Below are 19,343 nucleotides of genomic sequence, written 5' to 3'. Positions count from 1 at the left end.
GTGAACGTTTTCACCGACCGTCTCACCGCCACTTTTCGGGCGCTGTGCGGTCGTGCTAGCTTGCCTCCCGGTGATTGCGCCGCGGGGAGCGCACCGGTCCAAATCTCGCGCTGAGAGGACGTCGGAACAGGCCTTTTACGCCTGATTCACGGCGTCGGGAGCACGCCGTTGAGAGGCTCCGTGCCGCCGAAGCCTCGCGATCCCGTGGAGGTCCAACCATGTCGGTCGGCGCACGAGTCGAGGTCGACACCCACTGCCCGTACTGCGCGCTGCAGTGCGGCATGGTCGTCCGCGACGAGCCGGCCGAGACGACGGTCGCGCCCCGCGAGTTCCCCACCAACCGGGGCGGGCTCTGCCAGAAGGGCTGGACGGCGGCCACGCTGCTGACCACTCCCGGCCGGCTGACCACGCCGCTGCTGCGCGAGCACCGCGGCGCCCCGCTGCGACCGGTCGGCTGGACCGAGGCCCTGGACTACGTGGCCCTGCGCCTGCGCGAACTGCGCGAACGGCACGGCGCCGACGCGGTCGGCGTGTTCGGCGGCGGCGGGCTCACCAATGAGAAGGCCTACCAGCTCGGCAAGTTCGCCCGCCTGGCGCTGGGCACCTCGAAGATCGACTACAACGGCCGGTTCTGCATGTCCTCGGCCGCCGCCGCCGGCATCGCAGTCTTCGGGACCGACCGCGGAATGCCGTTCCCCGTCGCCGATCTGGCCGAGGCGGACGCGATTGTGCTGGTGGGAGCCAATGTCGCCGAGACCATGCCGCCGTTCATGCGGCACCTGCGGCCGGCCGCCGACAAGGGCGGGCTGATCGTCGTCGACCCGCGGCGCACGGCCACCGCCGAGGCCGCGTCCCTGCACCTCGCGCCCGCCCCGGGCACCGATCTCGCGCTGGCGCTGGGCATGCTGCACGCGGCGGTGGCCGACGGGCTGCTCGACCACCGCTATATCGCCGAGCGCACAACGGGATTCGACGAGGTGTGGCGGATCGCCGCCGCCTGGTGGCCGGAGCGGGTGGAGCGGATCACCGGTGTGCCGGCCGCCGACCAGCGGGCCGCCGTCGCCCTGCTTGCCCAGGCGCGCAACGCATACGTGCTCACCGCGCGCGGCGCCGAGCAGCACGCCACCGGCGTCGCGACCGTGTCGGCCTGGATCAATCTGGGCCTGGCGCTGGGACTTTGCGGCCGCCTCGGCTCGGGTTACGGCTGCCTGACCGGGCAGGGCAACGGGCAGGGCGGCCGGGAACACGGGCAGAAGGCCGACCAGCTGCCCGGATACCGCAGGATCGACGACCCGGCGGCCCGCGCCCACGTGGCCGGCGTCTGGGGCGTCGACCCGGCCGAACTGCCCGGCCCCGGCCCGTCGGCGTACGAATTGCTCGATTCGCTGGGCGCCGAACAGGGCCCGAAGGCTCTGCTGGTGTTCGGCAGCAATGTCGTGGTGTCCGCGCCCCGGGCCGGACATGTCGGGCGCCGACTCGAATCACTCGAACTACTGGTCACCTCGGACTTCGTGCTGTCCGAAACGGCCGCCGTCGCCGACGTCGTATTCCCGGTCACCCAGTGGGCCGAGGAGGACGGCACGATGACCAACCTGGAAGGCCGGATCCTGCTGCGCGGCAAAGCGGTCACGCCGCCGATCGGGGTACGCGGCGATCTGGACGTGTTGCACGGACTGGCAATCCGATTGGGCCAACCGGCTGACCGATTCCCAACCGATCCGGAAACCGTGTTCGCCGAACTCGGCCGGGCCTCGGCCGGCGGTCCCGCCGACTATTCCGGCGTCAGCTACGAACGGCTGCGGGCCGGCGAGGCGCTGCACTGGCCGGTGCCCGCGGCCGATCATCCCGGCACACCAAGGCTTTTCCTCGACCGATTCGCTCACCCGGACGGCCGTGCCCGCTTCCAGCCGGTGGAGCACACCGGACCGGCCGAACCGCCGGACCCGGAATTCCCTTTGCACGCCACCACGGGCCGCGTGCTGGCGCATTACCAGTCCGGCGCGCAGACCCGGCGGGTGCCGGAGCTGATGGCCGCCAGTCCCGAGGCGTTTGTCGAGGTGCACCCGGATACGGCCAGGCTGGCCGGCGTCCACGATGGACAGTGGGCCGAAGTCGCCTCGCGGCGGGGCAGTGTCCTCGCGCGGGTGCGCTGCGTGACAACCATCAGGCCGGACACGGTTTTCCTGCCGTTCCACTTCCCCGGCGCGCAACGGGCCAATCTGCTCACCAATCCGGCGCTCGACCCGACCAGCCGAATGCCGGAGTTCAAGGTGTGCGCGGTGCGATTGGGGCCGGCATGAGGATCGCCATCATCGGTTACGGCATGGCCGGCGCCCGCCTGGCCGATCACCTGCGCGGATCCGCTGTGTCGATCACGGTGATCGGCGCGGAGCGGCATCCGGCGTACAACCGCGTCCTGCTGTCGAACGTGGTGGCCGGGGCGATGGAGCCGGACACCGTGCTGCTGCACTCGCCCGACTGGGCCCGGGACAACGGGATCGACCTCCGGCTGGGCGTGGCCGCGACAGCCGTCCACCCATCCGACCATCGGATCGATCTCACCGATGGGTCCACTGTGGACTATGACGCGCTGGTGCTGGCCACCGGCAGCAGCCCGTGGATCCCGCCCGCCGATGGCCTGATCGTCGACGGCGAACCGGCCCCGGGCGTGGTCGCCTTCCGCAATCTCGACGACTGCCGGCGGCTCGTGGAGTTGGCCACCCGGGGCACGCCGGTCGCGGTGCTCGGCGGCGGGCTGCTCGGCCTGGAGGCCGCCCGCGGCCTGGCCGGCCGCGACTGCGCGGTGACCGTGGTGCATCCCGTCGGCCATGTGATGGAACGCCAACTGGATCCGGCCGGCGGGCACGTGCTGGCCCGGGTGCTTGCGGCCAGGGGCATCGACTTCCGGCTCGGGCAGTCGGCGACGAAGTACTTGCCGGGCAAGGGACTCCAGCTCGACGACGGCACCGTGGTGGCCGCCGAGGTGGTGGTGGTCTCGGCCGGCTCGCGGCCAGAGACCGGCCTAGCCGATGCGGCCGGCATCGCCGTCGACCGCGGCGTCCTCATCGACGATTCATTGCGCACCACCGCGCCCGACGTGTACGCGATCGGCGACTGCGCGCAACACCCCGGCACCGTCGGCGGCCTCGTGCAGCCGGCCTGGGAGCAGGCCTCGGTGCTGGCCCAACTGCTGACCGGTGCGGACCCGCACGCCCGCTACCGGGGAACGCCGGCGGTGACACGGCTCAAGACCCGTGACGTGGACCTGGCCTCGATGGGCGAGGTGCACGTCGAGCCGCACACCACCGACGCCGAAGTGGTCCGGCTGGAAGACCCCAGCCGCGGCCGCTACACCAAGATCGTGCTGCGTGACGACCGGGTCACGGGCGCGATCGTGTTGGGGGCGCCCGATGTGGCCGCCGCCGTCACGCAGCTGCACGACCGGGGCACCCCCGCCCCCGCCGACCGGATGGCGCTGCTGCTGGGCCGCGCCATGCCCGCCGGCGGCGGCGCCCCGGAGGCCGATCCGGCGGGGCTGCCGGCCTCGACGCTGATCTGCCGCTGCAACACCGTCGACAAGGGCCGGCTGGTCGGCGCGTGGCACGCCGGCGCCCGGTCGTTCGATTCCCTGGTCAGCACCACCATGGCCGGCACCGGCTGCGGTGGCTGCCGGGACACCGTGTGCGCGCTGTCCCGCTGGCTGGCCGAGCAGGACCCCCTCACCGAACCCGAGAAGTTGGGCTGCAACGCGACATGACGACCACGACCGAAGCACCTGCCCGCGGCGGACGCACCTGGATTCAGCAGTGGGACCCCGAGGATGAGGGGTTCTGGGCGGCGACCGGCCGCCGTATCGCCAACCGTAACCTGATCTTCTCCATCTTCTCCGAGCACCTGGGCTTCTCGCTCTGGGGCATCTGGAGCGTGGTGGTGCTCTCGCTGCCCGCCGCCGGCTTCAAGTTCAGCGTGGACCAGCTGTTCTGGCTGACCGCGCTGCCGAACCTGATCGGCGCCACGCTGCGGCTGCCCTACACCTTCGCGGTGCCGCGCTTCGGCGGCCGCAACTGGTCGATCATCAGCGCGCTGCTGCTGCTCGTCCCGTGCGCCATGCTGACGGTGGCCGTGACCAGCCACGCGAGTTTCGGCTTCTTCCTGTTCGCGGCGGCGACCGCGGGCCTTGGCGGCGGCAACTTCGCGTCGTCCATGACCAACATCTCCTTCTTCTACCCGGAGAGCCGCAAGGGCTTCGCCCTGGGCCTCAACGCCGCCGGCGGCAACCTCGGCGCCGCGCTGGTGCAGCTGATCATCCCGCTGATCATCGCCGCCACCACCGGCATCGGGCTGGCCGCCGCCGGCCTGTTCTACATGCCGTTCGTGATCGCGGCGGCGGTCTGCTCGGCGCTGTTCATGGACAACCTGGCCACCGCCAAGTCCGACTTCCCGGCCCAGATCTCGGCGGTCAAGCGGTCCCAGACCTGGGTGATGTCCTTCCTCTACATCGGCACCTTCGGCTCGTTCATCGGCTTCTCGGCCGCGCTGCCGCTGCTGATCAAGACTCAGTTCCCGACCGTGCACGGCACCTACTTCGCCTGGCTCGGCGCGCTGGTCGGCTCGCTGTCCCGCCCGGTCGGCGGCTGGCTGTCGGACAAGATCGGCGGCAGCCGGGTCACGCTGTGGAACTTCGTGCTGATGGGCGTGGCCGCGGTGTTCGTCGTGGTGGGCGAGCGGTCCGGCAGCTTCGGCCTGTTCTTCGGCGCGTTCCTGCTGCTGTTCGTGACGGCCGGCCTCGGCAACGGCTCCACGTACCGGATGATCCCGGCCATCTTCGTGGCCCAGGCCAAGCGCGAGACCGCGGAAGGCGCGGACGCCTCGGAGGCCGTGCGCAAGGGCAAGCGGGAGGCGGCGGCGGCGATCGGCATCGTGTCGGCCATCGGCGCGTTCGGCGGGTTCTTCGTGACGCGGATCATTGCCTCTTCCGTCGCCGCGACCAAGGTGGCCGACAACGCCTTCTACGGCTTCATCGTGTTCTACGTGCTGTGCTTCGCCGTCACCTGGTGGTTCTACCAGCGGCGCAGCTTCGCGGTGGCCAAGCTGCCCAGCCTGGCCGTGGCCAACGTCTAAGCCTTCTCACACACAGTTCCCAGCTAACGGTTGTCCGCTCACAGCCTGCACTCAGTCGAGCCCGCTTCACTGAACGCAGGCAACCGACCACGAGCGGATAGGACCAACAAGCATGGCTGTTGCGGCCCCGGAGGCCCCGCCACGCCGATCTGTCGGACTGAAGATCGGCGTGGCGGCCGTCGTGGTGATCGCCGCCGCTGCGCTGCGGATGGCGTTCCTGAACTACGAGACCGGCGACGGGCGGATCTTCCTGTCCTGGTACGACCACATCGCCCAGAACGGCGGGTTCGCGGCGCTGAAGGACATCAGCTTCGCCAACTACAACGTCACCTACCTCTACATCCTGGCCGCGCTGAGCTACCTGCCGGTCACGCCGCTGATCGGCATCAAGATCGTGTCGGCGCTGTTCGACTTCCTGTTGGGCTGGTTCGTCTACCGGATCGTGGCGCTGCGCTACCCGGGCAAGTGGTGGCCGGTGCTGGCCGGGACGATCACCCTGTTCCTGCCGACCGTGGTGGTCAACGCCTCCATGTGGGGCCAGGCCGACGCCATGTACGCGGCCTTCGCCGTCGGCGGCGTGTACTTCATCCTGCGCAAGCGGCCGTGGCTGGCGTGCGCGTTCATCGGCATCGCCTTCGCGTTGAAGCTGCAGACCGTGTTCCTGTTCCCGCTGCTGCTGATTCTGGTGCTGCGCAAGGGTTTGCCGTGGAAGTCGCTGCTGGCCATCCCGCTGGTGTACGTGGTGCTGGACATCCCGGCGCTGATCATCGGCACCAGCGTCTCGCAGCTGGTCTCCGTGTACGTGGCGCAGACCGGGACCTTCGAGCTGCTGACGTTGAACGCCCCCAACGTGTATCAGTACCTCGGCCCGTCGGTGACGTCCTCGGCGCTGCGCATCGCCGGCATCCTGCTGACCGGATTCCTGGTGCTGGCGCTGGTGGTCGCGGTGTGGTGGCGGCGGGTGGAGCTGTCGGCGACGCGGATCATCCTGGCCGCCACGGTCTCGGTGCTGCTGGTGCCGTACTTCCTGCCGGCCATGCATGAGCGGTACTTCTTCCTGGCCGACGCCCTGACCGTGGTGGCGGCGTTCTACCTGCCGCGCAAGCTGTGGGCGCTGCCGGTGCTGGAGCAGTTCGCGTCGTTCTTCGCGTACCTGCCGTTCCTGATCGGTGCCGGCGGCGGCGGGCGTGGCGGCGGCGGTTTCGGTGGCGGAGCCGGGGGCACCGGCGCCCGTCCCACGTTGCCGCCCGGCGGCACCGGTTCTGGCGGCGCCGGCGGCTTTCCCGGTGGTGGCGCCGGCGGCTTCCCCGGTGGCGCCGGTGGTGGTTATGGCGGCGGCGGTTTCGGCGGCGGCACCGGTCGGCCCGGCGGTGGCGGCGGCCTGGGCTCGGGCGGCTTCGGTGGCGGCGGTTTCGGCGGCGGCTCGGTCAACCCGTCGTTCATCGACATGCGGATCCTGGCCACGGCCATGCTCGGCGCCCTGGTGCTGTCGATCTGGGTGGCGGTCAAGGAGTTCCGCAAGCCGGTCCTGACCGACGGCGACGCCGCGCCTCCCGCCCAGGATCCCTTGCCCACCAGTCAGGACGCGGTCGCCACCGACTCGGCCGACCAGCAGCCCGTGCCGGTGGCCCCGGGATCGGCCGATCAGGATTCCGCTTCGACTCCGTGAAACAGCTCGGCCAGGAGTTCGACGCCGTCGACCACCCGTGGGCCCGGCCGGTTGAAGTAGGCCGGTCCGTCCACGATGTACCTTCGGTCGGCGGCGTCGAATCCCTTGAGCCGCTTGAGTTCCTGCTCGGTCTTGGCCGGCGGGAACCCGCAGGGCATCAGCAGCAGCAGGTCCGTGTCCAGCGTGTAGATGCCCGACCCGTGGTGCACCGTCTCCGAGATCTCCCGGCTGTCCATGCGCTCGGTGATCTCGCTGGCCGTCAGCAACGAGACGATCCGCACGGCGGACTCAGCCTTTCTTGTCCGATTTGACGGCCAGCAATTCCGGCGCCGCCTGCCGATAGAACGCCACCCGCCGCTGAACGAAATCAACAAGTTCGTCCGCTTTGTCCAACGGAATCTGCTGACGAGGCTGTCCGCCGCCACCCAGCAGAACCCCCGGCCCAGGATCGGTGTGCGCGGGAATGTTCTTCTGCCGTGAGGTCGCGACCGTCCACTGAATACGGTCCGCCGATGGGATGAACGGCGAAGGCGTGACAGCCAGGTCGCCGAGCGCGTATTGGCCGCGGGCGGTGGCGCTGCTGTTGTACAGCGGGCTTCTTATCGACCAGTGCAGCCTGGTCTTCTCCAGCTCCACCGTCCCCTTGGGCCGTGACCGCAGCTTCCAGACCACGGTGAACGTCGTCTCCGCCAGCTCACGGGGCTTCCCGGCCAGCAGCACCGCAGTCGCCGCCAGCGCGAGGACCACAGCCACGGCGTCCAGGCCGAACCCGACGAGATAGGCGGAGTCGCTGATCGAGCGGGGCTCGTAGACGACGGCGGGGCTGATACCGATGAAAACCTGAACGGTGCAGGTCATCAGGGCCGTCAAGAACCACGTCGTCGGAAAGAGCAGACCCTCGCGTCGTAGCGACCGGTGCAGCACCAGGAACGGGATCCACGCGCCCAGCACCGAGACGAACGCCGTCCACTGAAGGCCACGGGCGGCAGTGTCGCGGACCATCAGGTAGGTCGCGGCGCCGGCCATGACCAACGGGATGACGACGAAGGCGAGAGACAGCAGCACGCCCACGACGGCCCACCGGCGCGCCAGCGCCGCCCGCGCCTGCGGCGAGATCGGGCTCGGCGGCGCGGAAATCCACCACATGGCTGGCTCCTCGGTCGGGGACCGCCCCATCATGCCATCAGGTCACGAAGATTTTTTGGCGGATACGGGAACCGATCGCCGCCCGGCGTGGTCTGATCTGACGGGTTCCAGCTTTTCGACATGAAAGGGGGCTGGGTGGACGCGAACGTCTGGCTGCGCGATTACCAGCAGGACATCCAGAACCGGCTCGCCCGCGCCGAGCAGGTTAAAGAAATGGTCAATTCGGCGACCGGCTCTTCGCGCAGCGCCGACGGCGCGGTCCTGGTGACCGTCGGGCCGACCGGCGCGCTCCAGGACCTCCAGCTGTCGCCCAAGGCCGACAGCCTGAGCTCGACCCAGCTCGCCCAGCTCATCCTGCGCACGGCCCGCGAGGCCCACCGCAAGGTGGCCGAGCAGATGGCGCAGTCGGTCAAGCCGCTGATCGGCGACAGCGAGGCCATGTCCTTCCTGGAGAGCCAGATCCCGCCGGCCGAGGAGCCCCCGGCCGCCGCCCCGGAGCGTCCGACCCGGCCCGCGTGGGACGACGACAACGACGACAACGGCCCGATCCTGAGGTGAGCACCGGTGTCTGACATCGAAGTCGAAGTGTCCGAACTGCACACTCACGCCAAGAACGTGGACGCCATCGCCGACCAGATCGCCAACTGCGCGCGGACCGCGCAGGGCATCGACTTCGGCATTGACACGTTCGGCATCGTCGGCCAGGCCTTCGCCGCCTTCATCAAGCCGAACTCCCAGCAGCAGGCCGCCAATCTGCTGTCCGCTGTGGACGCCGCGCGCGGCGTGAGCAAGAACCTCGACGCCACCGCCGAGCTCTACCACCAGACCGACAGCGACAACGCCGACCTGTTCGGTGGCATCGAAGGGGGCATGTGATGGCGACCGAGACGCTGCCCGACCTCAAGGGCGAGGCGCCGGCCGAGAGCCCCACCTCGGGATTCGACGGCTCGGGCATGATCTCCGACGTCGCCAACACGGCCAAGGACCTCGCCAACGGCGACGCGCTCGGCGTGGCGATGGACGGCGCGGCGTCCGCTTTGGACACTCTGGGCGTCATCGAGGATCCGCTCGGCTCGCTGCTGTCGGCCGGCGTCGGCTGGCTGATCGAGCATCTCGACTTCCTCCGCAAGCCGCTGGACATGTTGGCCGGCAACCCCGGCGAGATCGCTGCCCAGGCCGCCACCTGGACCAACATCGGCGCCGAGATGAAGAAGCTCGGCGAGGACTACCAGAAGTCCATCGACGCCGACATTCCCCAGTGGAAGAGCGGGGCCGGCGAGAACTACCGCACCAAGGGCAAGGAACTGGCCGAGTCCCTGTCCGCCTTCGCCGAGGCCGCCGATGGGGCGGCCGGCGGCATCACCCTCGGCGGCGTGCTGGTCGGCACCGAGCGCGGCATCATCCGGGACCTGATCTCCACCTTCATCGGCAAGCTCATCGAGCGCGCCATCATCGCCCTGGCCAGCTCCTGGTGCACCTTCGGCGCCTCGGTCGCCGCCTTCATCGTCGACGCCGTCGCCGAGGGCAGCATCCTCGCCGGCAAGTGCGCGTCCCGTATCGCCAAGGTCCTCGACCAGTTGGCCCAGCTGATGGGCAAGTTCGGCAAGCTCGGCCACGCCATCGAGTCCCTGGCCCTCAAGCTCAAGGGCTTCGCCAAGGACGCCGGCCAGTTCGCCGGCCGGGTCAAGGCCGGCAAGGACGCCGCGACCGAGTCCGGCCGCCAGTTCGGCAAGGACGCCGAGGCCTTCGTGCGGGCCAAGTCCAGCAAGGACATCGTCGAGTCGGTCGACAAGGGCGAGCCCCTCAAGCAGGTCGTCCCGGACACCATCAAGGACGCGCTCGGCGAGCAGTTCACCACCGGCAGCGAGCACGACAAGTTCCCCTTGGCCCCGGTCGAACTGGGCCGCCAGAGCCACGAAGCCAACGAGCACACCGAAGAGGCCGAGGAACACGCCGAGAAGGCCGTCGAGTTCCCCCGCAAGTCCGGCAGCCTGGCCGAGTGATTCCCTTGGCCCGCGCGGAAAGGCGGCTCGCCGTGGCGAGCCGCCTTCCGTCTCAGAACGGCCAGGCCTCCCGGCCGCCGGCCTCGACCAGCGGCACCATGCCGAAGGCCGCGTCGCTCAGGCCGCCGAACGTGTACCGACTCTCGGTGTGGCCGAACTCGTAACCGGCCAGGTTCCACGTGTAGACCGGCACTTCCCGCGGCACCACCGACGCCGGCAGCGTGTTTCCGTTGTGCTGCTCGTCGGTCACGATGACCACGCGGTCGTGGCCACGATAGAACTGCCGCAGCGCGCCCACCGTGTCCGTGCCGCCGAGGCTGTCGAACCGGTCCCGCACCACCGGCAGCACCGACTCGCTCTCCCGCAGCTCGACCCGGTGCGCCGTGCTGCCGTACTGCACCAGGTCGGCCTTGGCCGCCCGCAACGCGATCGCCGTCCCGAACAGCGCCGCCGCGTCCGCCCTCGTCAGCTCGGACCGCGCGGAAACCTTGCTGTAGAACATCGATCCCGACCGGTCCACCAGCACCAGCGTGCGGCCCGGCAGGCTCGGCACGTGCACCAGGCTGGCGTTGAGCGCCTTCTCCAGGGCCCACGCCCAGCGCAGCGACGGGGCCGCCCGAAACGCCGACAGGAACCGCATCGGCAGCTGCCGGGACCGCGTCACCTGCTCCGGGTCCGCCAGCTCAGCCGCGACCTTCGCCGCCACCTCATCGGGCACACCTGCCTGATCGAAGTTGCGCAGATTTCGAAGCTTTGCCATGTAGCCCATGGTCGGGATCAGCGCCGTCCACACCTCGGCCGTCAGCGGGCCCTGGAGCCAGCCGGCGACCGACTCCCAGGTCATGCCCGCCTGCCGCAGCACCGGCGTCGCGTCACCCTTGAACAGCTCGCGGCGTCGCTGCACCGGCCAGTCCAGCAACTCCTCACGGGCCTTCACCACCGGCAGGCTCGCGGGAATTTCCGCCACGTTTCCGTAACGGCGGTCGAGGGCGTGCGTGAACAGGGCACCCTGGCCGTCTTCCGCCGGCTTGGGGTGCGTCAGGTTCAACACGTCACCCATTCGCACAGCCCGCGTTTCGCTGTCCCACTTCAGCAGGGATCGCTCGTCGTAAAGACGGCGCACGGCGTCACCGATTCCGCGCCGCACCGGCTTCGGAATCGCCCGCCCGTGCTCCTTGAGCCAATAGGCCAGGAATTCCCCCGGCTCATCGGCTCGCTGCAACACTGAATCCACGACCTGGCGGGTCAAGCCCGGCTCGTCACGCGCGTACGCGAATTCCGCCGCCCCGACGATCGCCGCCGAGCGCATGTTCGCCGTGCCGCGCAGCCAGGCCAGCAGGCGCGCCGTCCACTCCGGGTCCGCCACCGTCACCGCCCGCACGAGCTGCGCATACCGGCCATCCCGCTGGTCCGAGGTCTCGTAGAAGGTCGACTCGCCGACCATGTTCGCCACGGCGAGCAGGAACAGCTCCCGCTTGTCGTCGCGCTTCACCGTCGCGCCACCCTCATGGGTCCGCGGCCGCCGCAGAACGTTGAACTTCGCCATTTTCCTACCCCCTCTCGGCGATCACGGACGCGTCCGAGATCAATGTCGGTGACGGTGTGGCCAACTGCTCTACCCACTGAGCTACCGGGTCGCCCCGGGCGGGACTCGAACCCGCGACCTGTCGATTAGAAGTAACCGTCGCCTGCGCACCGGACGCACCCGCGACCCGCACTCCCGAGATCATGGCGTCCCACGGCGTTTGTCTTCTTACTAGGAAGTATCCGTTGGACTTCGCACCGGGAGTGCTCCGCAAGAGTAGATCTCTCCCTGGACTCTCCGCGACGCATTAATCAGGCACCGGCCAGCAGGCTGACTCCCACCACCGCCATCGTCGCCGCCACCAGCCCGTCCAGCACCCGCCACGACGCCGGCTTCGTGAACAGCGAGCTCAGCAGCCGGGCCCCGAACCCGATCGCCGTGAACCACGAGACGCTCGCCAACACCGCCCCCAGCGCAAAATCCCACCGCAGCGCCCCATACCCCGCCGCGATCGACCCCATCAGCAACACCGTGTCCAGGTACACGTGCGGGTTCAGCCACGTCATCGCCAGGCAACTCAACGCCGCCCGCTTCCGCGACCCCGTCGTCACCCCCTCCACCGACATGCTCGACGGCTTCATCGCCCGCCTCGCGGCCAGAAACCCGTAGCACAGCAGGAAAATCCCGCCGACGAGCGCCACCGCCGTCACCGCCGCCGGCCACGCCTGCACCAGCACCCCCACTCCCCCCACGCCCAGGCTGATCAGCACCGCGTCCGACACCCCGCAGATCGCCACCACCGTCAGCACCGCGTCCCGTCGAATGCCCTGGCGCAGCACAAAAGCGTTCTGCGCACCGATCGCCACGATCAGGGACATGCAGGTGCCGAAGCCCGCCGCCAACGCGAGCACCACGTTCGTCATGCCCCGACGCTATGTTTGCGCTGCTCAACAGTCCAGCTAATGATTCTTACGTATCATTACCTCCCGTGATGACCGACCTGCCCGCCGACCACGTCCGCACCCTCCTGGCGGTAGTCGACGCCGGCACCTTCGACGCCGCCGCCGCTGCCCTCCACGTCACCCCCTCCGCCGTCAGCCAACGCATCAAGTCCTTGGAGCAACGCACCGGCCGCGTCCTCCTCCTCCGCACCAAACCCATCCAGCTCACCGATTCCGGCCAGGTCGTCGTCCGCTTCGCCCGTCAACTCACCCAGCTCTCCCTCGACGCCCAGGCCGAGCTCGGCCTCACCACCGCCGACCAGCCCACCCGCCTCCCCATCGCCGTCAACGCCGACTCCCTCGCCACCTGGTTCCTCCCCGCCCTCACCCAGGTTCCCTCCGTCGCTTTCGAGCTCCACCGCGCCGACGAGGGCCACACCGCCCAACTCCTCCGCGAGGGCCTCGTCATGGCCGCCGTCACCTCCACCCCTGACCCCGTCTCCGGCTGCTCCGTCCGCCCCCTCGGCTCCCTCCGCTACCTCGCCTGCGCCTCCCCCTCCTTCCCCTTCCAGTCCTTCTCCACCTCCCCCGTCATCTACTTCGACCGCCACGACGCCCTCCAGGACCGCTTCGCCTCCGCCGGCCCCGACCAGGCCCCTCCCTCCGGCGCCAGCCCCTTCCGCCACCAGATCCCCTCCTTCACCGCCTACCTCGCCGCCGTCTCGGCCGGCATGGGCTGGGGCCTCATCCCCCTCTCCCACGCCCTCCCCGCCTTCACCGCCGGCACCCTCGTCAACCTCGCCCCCACCCGCCACATGGACGTCCCCCTCTTCTGGCAGCAATGGAAACTCCACTCCCCTGCCCTCGCCGCCCTCGCCCAGTCCGTAGCCACCACCGCCGCCACCGCCCTCGTGCAGGCCTGACAGCCAGCACGAATCGCCAACACAAGCCCAAAAAGGGAACATCCTCATGAGCTCCGGACTAGCATCTGAACGCCCACGACCGGGCCCGGAATACCGATGGCTGGGCAGGAAATCGAGCCGGTAGGGAGAGCGAGTGACCGAGCCTCGTAGTGCCTCAGCATCAGGGATGGCTTTCCCTACGGACAGAAGACAACCTGCTACATAGAGGTCAGCCGTGACGGCCAGGTCAGACAAGGCGATTCAGGGTCATACGAACGAGCAGTCGCCGGCGAGCAACGGGCCGCAAGCGCACGACACGGCTCGTACCGGTCTCGCTGACCACCAGCACCAGGTCCGATGGGCCGTGAGCCGCGTCTCGGCGGGATCCGGACGCCGACCTCAAGCTGACCGAGATCGGCCGCGCCCATGCCGATCGAATACTCGCCGAGCTCGGGAAGTCCTTCGAAAGTCCCTGAACCGGCCTGTGGTCAGTCGGCCAGCGCCTGGCCCCGGTGGTACTCGAAGAACGGTTTGCTCTTCGCGCCGTAGGCACCGCACGCCCGGTCGGCGAAGGTGAGCTTGACGAAGTCGGCCACCGCCGGGAAGACGTCGCAGCGCGGACCGGGCCTGATCTTTCCTTCGTCGTCGACGTAGATGTAGCCGTGCTCGAAGACCTCGTCGCAGCCGAGGGCGCAGGCGGCCATGATGTTCTCCGGCTTGAGCTGCTCCGGATACGCGCAGTCGGCCCGCCGCTTAATGTGCGCGGCCCGGACGAACCGCCGCGGCAGCACTCGTCCACAGAGGTCGCACGTGACTTCCGTGGCCTCGCCGAACTTCAACTGCTTCAGCCGTCGCTGCTCCCGCCGATACGCCATCAACCGCTTGCCGTCGACCGGCCCGTCGAAGCGAAAGGCGTCTTCCTCGTCGACCTCGGGCGCCGCCGCCACGACGTTCTCGTACCCGTCAGGCGCCGAAGCGACGACAGGGGTTCCCTGCTTGTTGGCCGACAGCCGCAGCGATTCCATGCCGACCTCGCCCAGCGCCAGGCCGTGGACCTGCTCCTCCTCGCCCACGTATTCGAGATCGATGCGCCAGAGGTACGGACGGTCCGGCCACACCCACTCGTCGGACCGGTAGAGAGACCGGGCGACCTTGGCGAACACGACCTTGTCGAGCCGAACGTCCTTCCACCCGCCCGGCTGGACCCGACTGTTCGGTCCGCGATGTCCGAACACCACGGAATCACCGGGCTCCAGCGAACCGGCCATCTCCTTGCCGTCCGCTTTGGACAGCGCATCGTCCTCCCAGCCCCACACCCGCCGAGTCAGGCCTATCTCCAGGTTGTGGGCCGAGTTCCTGGGCACATAGACATAGGCGGTTCGCGTCACCGAGCCTCCACCTCCACCGGGCCAACTCTCATCGAGAGTACTTCCGCAGGAACTCGTTCGTCTCGTCGTCGATCGAGTGCAGGCAGACGCCGTGCATGCCCCGGGTGAGCAGCACCTTGTAGGTGTTGCGGACAAGCTCGTCGAACCGGGCCTCGTCTTTCTTGACGACGCTGTCCCGGGATTTGCCCAGCTGGGCGACCCACCGGCCGTCCCGGACGACGAGATCCTCACCGAAGATCACGCCGGCCCAGTCGTACTCGAATCCCTGCGCGGTGTAGATGCACCCGACCTGGTTGAAGCCCTTGGGATCGGACGCCCACAGTGCCGACGGCGGCGCGTCGTCGACCTGCTTGCCGTCGGGTGTGTTCCACGGCCGCCGCCAATCCCCGATGGCCACGTCGTCCACCAGGCGACGGCCGCCTCGGCCGTTCGACACCGGATCGCTCCAGGGCCAGCAGAAACCCGCGGCGATCCGTGCCGTGTACTCGGTCTCCCGCGTGCGGTCCAGGAGCCATTGCTCAAGGCTCGCGGGGGATTCCTCGGTGCGCACGACGTATTCGTCGCCCGTACCCGCGACCAGGTCCGACCAGACGACCGGCGGCTCGTCGGACAGACCGAGCAGGCGGCGCACCCACTCGTCGTACAGGACGGAGCCACCGCACCGGAACTGGCCCTCGAGCCGAACCACCTCGACGTCGCACCCTCGTGCCGTCGCGGCGCTCTCGATGTACTCCTGGGTCCCGACCTCGTTGGGCCGCACGACCTGGCGTTCGTCGAGCAGGAACACCGGCACCTTGGCCACGTCGATCAGTTCCTCGATCTGCAGCCGCTGGTCGCCGCTGGTCGCGCGCGTGTCCCGAATCCGATGAGCCTCGTCGCAGATCACGACATCGAGCTCGTTCTTGCGGTGCCCCCTGAAGTCACGGAAGTACACGAACAAAGACTTCACCCGGCTGTCACCGCGGGCAACCCGCTTCCACAGCGTCTGGGTGAAGGCTCGGGACCCGGTGGCGTGCACCGCTTTCGCGTCGGTCCGAGCCAGCTTCGCCAGCAGGGACATCGCGATCGCACTCTTGCCGGATCCCGGGCCACCGAGCACGATGACGACCCTCTTGCGGTTGTCCCCTCGCCGCGTCGCCCCGACCGCGTCCATCACCATGTCGTAGGCCAACTTCTGCTCGTCGAGCAGCACGAAGTCGCCCCGGTTCTCGAACATGCCGGCCGCTGTCGTCAGCAGTGTCTTCGCCGGCGCCGCCCTGGCGTCGATCAACTCCTTCGCCACCCGCCGGTTCGTGGCATGGTCCGCCGTGGCGTCCAGCGCCCGTCGCAACATGCCCTCGAGCACCGACACCCTCGTCTTTGTGGCGAGGTAATCCTGAGCGGTGAACTTGGGTCGGTTCAGCGCCGCGCACTCCCTGTCCTCCGCGTTGTGCAGGTAGGCGATGCCACGGATTCGGTGCGGAGCGCGGGCGAGGTCGGGATGAAAGTCCAGTAACTGCCGGCCGTACCGGAAAACCTGTTCGGACGGGTGCAACTGCAGACTGTCCAGGCCGTTGACCCGGAAGCCGCCGGCCTCCGCAACGATCGGCCCGGACCACTGCTTGAGCTCCACCAACATGTACGACGGCTCATCGGTCCCCGGGTGCACGCCGCAGAGAACCGCGTCGACCCGCTTTGGGCTGTACGGCAGCCGGTGTTCGAGGACCACCTGAACGTTCGCCATGTCGGCCCGCCGCATCAGGTCCAGGAGGATCGGGAGACTCTTACGCCAGGCGCCCACCTCGCCCGTCTCCGCGTTCACCGGCTGCCGCGATCCCGTCGCCCGCACGAGCTCGCCGACCAGCGTGCCGTCGTCCATCCGTTGCCGCAGTTCGGCAACACTGCCGCTGACCACCTGACTCAACCGCGCTCCCCAGTGCCTGACCCGTGACTCAGCCGTGACGAGTAGCCGTATCACACGATCGGGTGACGCATGGCCGGATCGGTACGGAACCGCCCGATCACCGGGCCTTGACGTATTCACCGCGGCCGCGGTGATCGTCCGCAGCAAACTTGCCCCCGGTCCGCTGCTCGATCCGCCTCACCAGGGGCGGCGGCACGGCTACTCTCGATCCGCTGTGAACTGCCGTGGTCGAGCGACAGGCCTCTCATGAGCGAGCCGTTTCGCCGGGTCGGGCGAGTGAACCATTATTCGGAAAGCGTGTTCACGGTGCAGGGGCACGGGGTTCACACGGCCCTGCTGACATTGGCGTCGGCGCAGCGGAAGCTGGGACTGCCGGTGACGGTGAACGCCCGGCGGTCGGAGAGTGTGCTGCACGTGCACAGCGCGGGGCCGCTTGCGCTGCGCCGGCTTCGCGGGCATCGGGGCGTCAAGGTCATCTCGGCGCACGTCACGCCGGCCACGTTCCCTGGCAGCGTCATAGGCGCGACCAGGCTGGCACGGTCGGTGAGAAGCTACATGCGGTTCTTCTTCAACCACGGGGACCTCGTCATCGCCTTGAGCGAGGATGTCGCGACGGAGCTGCGCGAACTGGGCGTGACGAGCCGGATCACCGTCATCCCGAACGGAGTGGACTCGGTCCTGTTCACCAGGGAGACCCCGACCCGGAGCGAGGCCAGGAGGCTGCTCGCCCTCCCGTCGAGCAAGACGATCGTGCTGACCGTCGGCCAGCTTCAGCCACGGAAAGGCGTGCAAACGGTCATCGACGTCGCCAGACGATTACCCGAGGTGGAATTCCTCTGGGTCGGCGACACGATTTTCGGTGCGTTCTCCGCCGATCGCAAAAAGCTCCGCCGAACCATCGCCGCGGCTCCCCCGAACGTCACCTTCGCAGGCCTCGTGCCCCACTCCGCGATTCCCACGTACCACCGTGCGGCGGACATCTTCCTGTTCCCGTCCCGCCAGGAGACCTTCGGCCTCGCCCCGGTTGAGGCGGCACTGTCCGGACTTCCTCTGGTCCTGAGCAATCTGCCGGTCTTCTCCGAGGTCTTCACAAGCCCCGCGATGCCCTATCTCGCGGCCACCACCACGAACGACTACGTCGACGCGGTAGCCAAACTGGCCGCATCCGCCAGCCTCCGAGACACCCTCGGCCACCAAGCCCGCACCGTCGCCCTGCGCTACGACGCCGACCTCATCGCCCACCGCACAACAGAGGCCTACCTGGACGCGATCGACCAAGCGCCACGCAAAGCCCGAACGGGGAGGCCGTGAACGGTAGGGCGGGTGGGGCTCGAACCCACGACCTGACAGATTATGAGTCTGCTGCTCTAACCAGCTGAGCTACCGCCCCAAGGCGCCGGGGATGGCGCGTGGTGGGCAGACTACCGGCCGGACGGCAGGCGGGTGGTGGGCGGTCCCCTGGTCGGGTGGGTGGGCTCAGACCCATGACCTGACAGGTTATGAGTGTGCTGCTCTCACCTGTCGAGCTACCACACCGTTGGTGGTCGCGGTTGGTGCCGGCGGGGTCGCGGTGCGTGGCGAGGCACGATTGGGGTCCAAAGCAACAGGGAAGCAGTGCGGTGCAGGTGATGGGGGCGATTGCCGGCATGTGAAAAGTTTCGCCTTGACCGGCCTGGTTGCGGCTTCAATGATCATCGGCGTCAGCGGTAGCTCGACACCATGCCGCCGCTGGCTGCTGCCGGCGGCGGGACGACCCTTGCGACCGGAGGACCAATGCCCGACGCTCAGCCGAAGCCGCCGAGTGGGCTGATCGGGTCGGTGCAGCGAGCGCTCCGGGTGTTGGAGACGGTGGCGGACGGCGGGGACGGGATCACGGCGAAGGCGGTGGCCCGGAGGACGGGGTTCAAGCTCTCGACGACGTACCACCTGTTGAACACACTGGTGCACGAGGGATATCTGGTACGGCTGAAGAACGCCAGGGGCTTCGGCCTGGGCTACAAGCTGCCGGAGCTGCACGGGAGCCTCCAGGAGCAGCTGTCGGTGACCCCGGAGATCGCCTACACGCTGAGAGACCTGCACAAGCGGGCGAAGGCGGCGATGTACTACGCGGTGGTCCGCGACGAGGAGCTGGTGGTGGCGGAGGTCGCGGACTCGCCGGAGCACCGGAAGGCGGAGCCGCTGGATCTGGGGTTCGACAGATCGGCGCACGCGACGAGCTTCGGCAAGGTGCTGCTGGCGGCGATGTCGCCGACGGCGAGGCGACACTACCTGGCCGGCGCGGGCCTGGCGAGGCTGACGAATCGGACGATCACCCGGCTGGAGGACCTGGACCGCGAGCTGGCGGTGGTCCGGAGGACGGGAATCGCCGCCGAGATCGAGGAGTTCCAGCCGGGGCTGGCCTGCTTGGCCACGCCGGTGAAGGACGCGGAGGGCCGCACGACGGCGGCGGTGGCGCTGTCGGTGCCGGTGAAGGACTTCGCCAAACGGCGCCGGCAGCTGGAGACGCTGATCCGGCACGGCGGCGAGGAACTGTCCCGTCTGCTTTCCTGAAACCGGTTCCAGAAATGCGAGGAAGGGCCCGATACTGGCGTCCAGTGCTTGGGTGAAAGGGCCTTTCCGGGCGTTTGGGGGTGTCATGAAGGGGCCCTTCCTGACGTTGAACCTGGATCCACCGTTGATCTTTGATGGTGATCTTGGTGGCTGCGGGATGGTCGAATGGCCATGCGGTCCTGACGCAGGCGCGTC

Annotated in this window: 16 protein-coding genes and 1 tRNA gene; 10 read left to right on the top strand and 7 right to left on the bottom strand. The window is 68.9% G+C overall.

The genetic code is table 11. The features are described from left to right. The first annotated feature begins 218 nt into the window (after positions 1-218). From ACIG5F_RS45970 to ACIG5F_RS45955, 4 genes are all read left to right on the top strand, one after another. Entirely contained in the window at positions 219-2,300 is a 2,082-nt protein-coding gene (locus tag ACIG5F_RS45970; RefSeq protein ID WP_396526582.1) for a molybdopterin oxidoreductase family protein, read from the top strand. Beyond that, positions 2,297-3,757: an FAD-dependent oxidoreductase gene (locus ACIG5F_RS45965; protein ID WP_396526581.1), complete on the top strand. Its 1,461-nt coding sequence runs from the start codon at positions 2,297-2,299 to the stop codon at positions 3,755-3,757. The genes ACIG5F_RS45970 and ACIG5F_RS45965 overlap by 4 nt, the downstream gene beginning before the upstream one ends. Then, positions 3,754-5,121, top strand: a complete 1,368-nt coding sequence (locus ACIG5F_RS45960; RefSeq protein ID WP_396526580.1) for an MFS transporter — start codon at positions 3,754-3,756, stop codon at positions 5,119-5,121. The genes ACIG5F_RS45965 and ACIG5F_RS45960 overlap by 4 nt, the downstream gene beginning before the upstream one ends. 112 nt (positions 5,122-5,233) lie before the next feature. After that, on the top strand, positions 5,234-6,790 hold the full coding sequence (locus ACIG5F_RS45955) for a glycosyltransferase 87 family protein (protein ID WP_396526579.1): 1,557 nt from the start codon (positions 5,234-5,236) through the stop codon (positions 6,788-6,790). Here the strand turns inward: ACIG5F_RS45955 and ACIG5F_RS45950 are convergent. Together ACIG5F_RS45950 and ACIG5F_RS45945 are read right to left on the bottom strand one after the other, a co-directional pair. After that, positions 6,766-7,071 (bottom strand): hypothetical protein, encoded by a 306-nt coding sequence (locus tag ACIG5F_RS45950; protein WP_396526578.1) that lies wholly within the window; start codon positions 7,069-7,071, stop codon positions 6,766-6,768. The genes ACIG5F_RS45955 and ACIG5F_RS45950 overlap by 25 nt on opposite strands. Before the next feature lie 7 nt (positions 7,072-7,078). Further along, positions 7,079-7,936, bottom strand: coding sequence for a hypothetical protein (locus ACIG5F_RS45945; protein WP_396526577.1), 858 nt, complete (start codon positions 7,934-7,936; stop codon positions 7,079-7,081). A 135-nt stretch (positions 7,937-8,071) separates the two neighbouring features. On the opposite strand from ACIG5F_RS45945, the gene ACIG5F_RS45940 reads away from it, so the two are divergent. The 3 genes from ACIG5F_RS45940 to ACIG5F_RS45930 are packed head-to-tail and all read left to right on the top strand — an operon-like array spanning position 8,072 to position 9,939. Further along, positions 8,072-8,494: a YbaB/EbfC family nucleoid-associated protein gene (locus ACIG5F_RS45940; RefSeq protein WP_396526576.1), complete on the top strand. Its 423-nt coding sequence runs from the start codon at positions 8,072-8,074 to the stop codon at positions 8,492-8,494. A 6-nt stretch (positions 8,495-8,500) separates the two neighbouring features. Further along, positions 8,501-8,812 carry a type VII secretion target gene (locus tag ACIG5F_RS45935; RefSeq protein ID WP_396526575.1) on the top strand — a complete coding sequence of 104 codons (312 nt, stop codon included), beginning with the start codon at positions 8,501-8,503 and terminating at the stop codon, positions 8,810-8,812. Continuing rightward, entirely contained in the window at positions 8,812-9,939 is a 1,128-nt protein-coding gene (locus ACIG5F_RS45930; RefSeq protein ID WP_396526574.1) for a hypothetical protein, read from the top strand. Before ACIG5F_RS45935 ends, ACIG5F_RS45930 begins: the two co-directional genes overlap by 1 nt. Positions 9,940-9,991: 52 nt before the next feature. Here the strand turns inward: ACIG5F_RS45930 and ACIG5F_RS45925 are convergent, their stop codons facing one another. Then, positions 9,992-11,485, bottom strand: coding sequence for a TROVE domain-containing protein (locus ACIG5F_RS45925; RefSeq protein WP_396526573.1), 1,494 nt, complete (start codon positions 11,483-11,485; stop codon positions 9,992-9,994). A 290-nt stretch (positions 11,486-11,775) separates the two neighbouring features. Next, entirely contained in the window at positions 11,776-12,387 is a 612-nt protein-coding gene (locus ACIG5F_RS45920) for a LysE/ArgO family amino acid transporter (protein ID WP_396526572.1), read from the bottom strand. Positions 12,388-12,455: 68 nt separating this feature from the next. Here ACIG5F_RS45920 and ACIG5F_RS45915 point away from each other — a divergent pair, with 68 nt between their 5' ends. Next, positions 12,456-13,328, top strand: coding sequence for a LysR family transcriptional regulator ArgP (locus tag ACIG5F_RS45915; RefSeq protein ID WP_396526571.1), 873 nt, complete (start codon positions 12,456-12,458; stop codon positions 13,326-13,328). Positions 13,329-13,795: 467 nt separating this feature from the next. Here the strand turns inward: ACIG5F_RS45915 and ACIG5F_RS45910 are convergent, their stop codons facing one another. Further along, positions 13,796-14,695 carry a hypothetical protein gene (locus ACIG5F_RS45910; protein WP_396526570.1) on the bottom strand — a complete coding sequence of 300 codons (900 nt, stop codon included), beginning with the start codon at positions 14,693-14,695 and terminating at the stop codon, positions 13,796-13,798. Between the two features lie 28 nt (positions 14,696-14,723). Beyond that, positions 14,724-16,589 carry a DNA/RNA helicase domain-containing protein gene (locus ACIG5F_RS45905; protein ID WP_396526617.1) on the bottom strand — a complete coding sequence of 622 codons (1,866 nt, stop codon included), beginning with the start codon at positions 16,587-16,589 and terminating at the stop codon, positions 14,724-14,726. Positions 16,590-16,712: 123 nt separating this feature from the next. On the opposite strand from ACIG5F_RS45905, the gene ACIG5F_RS45900 reads away from it, so the two are divergent. Then, positions 16,713-17,909, top strand: coding sequence for a glycosyltransferase family 4 protein (locus ACIG5F_RS45900; protein WP_396526616.1), 1,197 nt, complete (start codon positions 16,713-16,715; stop codon positions 17,907-17,909). Between the two features lie 4 nt (positions 17,910-17,913). Here ACIG5F_RS45900 and ACIG5F_RS45895 read toward each other — a convergent pair. Then, positions 17,914-17,988: transfer RNA gene (locus tag ACIG5F_RS45895), tRNA-Ile, on the bottom strand. Between the two features lie 383 nt (positions 17,989-18,371). On the opposite strand from ACIG5F_RS45895, the gene ACIG5F_RS45890 reads away from it, so the two are divergent. Next, complete coding sequence (locus ACIG5F_RS45890) at positions 18,372-19,148, top strand: IclR family transcriptional regulator (protein ID WP_396526569.1); 777 nt, start codon at positions 18,372-18,374, stop codon at positions 19,146-19,148. Positions 19,149-19,343: the final 195 nt, after the last annotated feature.

Origin of the sequence: Kutzneria sp. NPDC052558 (assembly GCF_044547355.1) — a bacterium.
Lineage (GTDB): Bacteria > Actinomycetota > Actinomycetes > Mycobacteriales > Pseudonocardiaceae > Kutzneria.
This window is presented reverse-complemented; position numbering and strand designations above follow the sequence as displayed.